Source organism: Rhodovulum sp., assembly GCF_011048875.1.
Taxonomy (GTDB): Bacteria; Pseudomonadota; Alphaproteobacteria; order Rhodobacterales; family Rhodobacteraceae; genus Rhodovulum; species Rhodovulum tesquicola.
This window is the reverse complement of sequence record NZ_DSDD01000293.1, coordinates 1-3,091: the sequence shown is the minus strand read 5'-3', so window position 1 is coordinate 3,091 and position 3,091 is coordinate 1. Positions and strand designations below refer to the sequence as shown.

General features: G+C 68.6%; 2 protein-coding genes and 1 pseudogene. 2 read left to right on the top strand and 1 reads right to left on the bottom strand.

The features are described 5' to 3' along the window. Positions 1–379 (top strand): ACT domain-containing protein (locus ENN83_RS10260; protein ID WP_287186650.1); only part of this gene is annotated, 379 nt, incomplete at its 5' end. An 11-nt stretch (positions 380–390) separates the two neighbouring features. Next, entirely contained in the window at positions 391–2,637 is a 2,247-nt protein-coding gene (ptsP, locus tag ENN83_RS10255; protein WP_287186648.1) for a phosphoenolpyruvate--protein phosphotransferase, read from the top strand. Positions 2,638–2,640: 3 nt separating this feature from the next. Here the strand turns inward: ptsP and ENN83_RS10250 are convergent. Further along, positions 2,641–3,091: pseudogene (locus tag ENN83_RS10250) on the bottom strand (hypothetical protein); the annotation flags it as partial.

Here is a 3,091-nt window from a genome sequence, read left to right as displayed (position 1 = left end):
CGCCCGCGCGGGCGTCAACGTGGACATGATCGTGCAGAACATCTCGGAAGAGGGGCGCACCGACATGACCTTTTCCTGCCCGGTCAACCAGGTGCCCCGCGCCGAGGACGCGATGGAAAAGGCCCGCGCCTCCGACGAGATCAATTTCCACGGGCTGGTCGCCGATACCGATGTGGCCAAGGTCTCGGTCGTGGGGATCGGCATGCGCAGCCATGCCGGCGTTGCCGCGCGGATGTTCGAGTCGCTCGCCGCCGAGGGGATCAACATCAAGGTCATTGCAACCTCCGAGATCAAGATTTCCGTTCTGATCGACCGGAAATATATGGAACTTGCCGTGCAAGCCCTCCATGATGCGTTCGGACTGGACAAAGCAGCCTGACGTGGGGGCAGATGCCCGGACAGACCGACAGCGCAAGTCGCAGGCTGCTCGGTAGCCTGCGCGGTGCCCTGGCCGAACCCGGCGCGGGACAGGAACGGCTTGACCGCATCACCACCATCATCGCCGAGCAGATGGGCACCGATGTCTGCTCGATCTACCTGTTCCGCGATGCCGACACGCTGGAGTTGTGCGCCACCGAGGGGCTGAAATCCGAGGCGGTGCACCAGACCCGCCTGCGCGTGGGCGAGGGGCTGGTGGGCCGTGTCGCCAAGACCGCGCAGCCGATCAACACCGGCAAAGCGCCCCAGGAACGCGGCTTCCGCTTCATGCCAGAAACCGGCGAGGAGGTGCTGTCCTCCTTCCTGGGCGTGCCGATCCAGCGGCTGGGCGAACGGCTGGGCGTGCTGGTCGTGCAGTCCCGCGAGGGGCGGCAATATTCCGAGGACGAGGTCTATGCCCTCGAAGTCGTGGCCATGGTGCTGGCCGAGATGACCGAACTGGGCGCCTTCATCGGCGAGGGCGAGGCGCTGGCCGCGCTGCACCAGCGCCCGGTCATGTTCCAGGGCACCGTCGGGCAGGAGGGCGTCGCCGTCGGCCATGTCTGGCTGCACGAGCCGCGCGTCGTCGTCACCAACCCCATCGCCGACGACCCCGAAAAGGAACGGACCCGCCTGCGCGAGGCGGTGGACCGGCTGCGCGTGACCGTGGACGAGATGCTGAGTTCCGCGCCCCTGGGCGACAAGGACCAGTTGCAGGTGCTCGAAGCCTACCGGATGTTCGCCAATTCCCGCGGCTGGAAACGCCGGATGGAAGAGGACATCGCCCGCGGCCTGTCCGCCGAGGCGGCGGTGGAAAAGGAACAATCCGCCGCCCGCGCGCGCATGCAGACCGTGCCCGACGCCTATCTGCGCGAAAGGCTGCACGATCTGGACGACCTGTCCAACCGCCTGCTGCGCATCCTGACCGGCCAGGGCGAGCGCACCGGCGCCGAGCGCCCGGCCGATCCGATCCTGATCGCGCGCAATATCGGGCCGGGCGAATTGCTGGAATATGGTCGCGCGCTCAGGGGGATCGTGCTGGAAGAGGGCTCGGTCGGCAGCCATGCCGCCATCGTGGCGCGCGCCTTCGCGATCCCGCTTGTCATCAATGCCGCCCGCATCGCCACCGAGGCGCTGAACGGCGATCCGATCCTCGTCGACGGCGAGCAGGGCGTCGTGCACCTGCGCCCCGAGGAAACCGTCGCCGCCGCCTTCCGCGACAAGATGGCGATGCAGGCCAAGGCGCAGAAACGCTATGCCGCGATCCGCCGCGAACCCGCCGTGACGCTCTGCGGCCAGCGCATCGCGCTGACCATGAATGCGGGGCTGATGGCCGACCTGCCCTCGCTGGACAGTTCCGGCGCCGAGGGGGTCGGGCTGTTTCGCACCGAATTGCAGTTCCTCGTCCGCTCCAAGGTGCCGCGCCGCAGCGAACTGGCGGCACTCTATGCCCGCGTGATGGACGCCGCCAGGGGCAAGCGCGTGGCCTTCCGCACGCTCGATATCGGGTCCGACAAGGTGCTGTCCTACATGAAGCCGCAGGAGGAACCGAACCCGGCGCTGGGCTGGCGGGCGATCCGGGTGGGGCTGGACCGGCCCGGCATGATGCGAATGCAGTTGCAGGCGCTGATCCGGGCCGCGAACGGGCGGCCGCTGACGGTGATGTTCCCCTTCATCGCCCAGCTCGACGAGTTCCGCGCCGCGCGCGACCATCTGCTGCACGAGCTTGACCGCGAGGAACGGCTGGGCCGCGTCCTGCCCGAGAAGGTCGAGATCGGCGCGATGCTGGAAACCCCCTCGATGGCCTTTGCCCCGCGCCAGTTCTTCGAGGAGGCCGATTTCATCTCGATCGGCGGCAATGACCTGAAACAGTTCTTCTTCGCCGCCGACCGCGAGAACGAGCGCGTCCGGCGCCGCTATGACACGCTGAATGTCAGCTTCCTGACCTTTCTGGAACAGATCGTCCGGCGCTGCGAGGAAACCGGCACGCCGCTGTCCTTCTGCGGCGAGGATGCCGGCCGCCCGGTCGAGGCGCTGTGCTTCGCCGCGATCGGCTTTCGCGCGCTGTCGATGCGGCCCGCCTCGATCGGCCCGGTCAAGCACCTGCTGCGCAAGAGCGACCTGTCCGAGGCCCGCGCCGTGATCGACGCCGCGCGCGCCACCGGTGCGCAATCGGTCCGCCCCGCGGTGATGGACTGGCTGCGCCGCCGCGGCGAATAGGCCCTATTCCGCGGGCGTCGCGACCAGCCCCGACAGGATCGTCTCGTTCCCCTTTTCGGGATGGCGCGGGATCAGCAGCGCCAGGCCCAGCGACGCCGCCGCCATGCAGGCCGCCAGCACGAACCCGCCATCGGGCGAGGGGATCCACAGATAGCCCAGCGCCGCGGGCAGGAAGACCGCCGCGATATGGTTGATGGCAAAGGCCACCGCCGCGGTGGGCGCAATGTCGCCCGGATCCGCGATCTTCTGGAAACAGGTCTTCAGCGCAAAGGCCAGCGCGAAGAAAAGGTGATCCAGAACGTAAAGTGCCGCCGCCACAGCGGCAGCGCGGCGGCCTCGGCCAGGGGCATCGGGCAGGGTCGGACTGCAGGCATCATCGCCCTGCGATAGCCCCCCGCCCCGGCCTTGGCGAGGGGGGGGAATCGCCCCCCCCTCGCCAAGGCCGGGGCGGGGG